General features: G+C 62.6%; 1 pseudogene. It reads left to right on the top strand.

Going from position 1 to position 257, the window contains the following annotated elements:
* Positions 1-257, top strand: a pseudogene (locus tag AC0L3B_RS39855) (hypothetical protein); the annotation flags it as partial.

Raw genomic sequence — 257 nt, forward strand, 5'->3', positions numbered from 1 at the left:
ACATGCCCGAATCCAACGAAACCTATAACCGCGAGGCCCTGCGCGGCCCGGCGTGGGCGTTGGTGGAGCAACTGCGGCCGGTGCAGGGAGAGGCGCGCCAGGCGCGTCTGGACCAGTTGCAACCGCATTACGGGCTGCGTTTGCGGCTGTTTGAGCGCGACAGCAATCACTTGAGTGAGCGCGAACAGGCACTCCGGGCAAGCGAAAAGGAGGTGGTGAGCGAGGACTTCATGAAGTTCCTTGCTCCCATCGACGAT

This window comes from Bradyrhizobium sp. Kon56 (genome assembly GCF_055807635.1).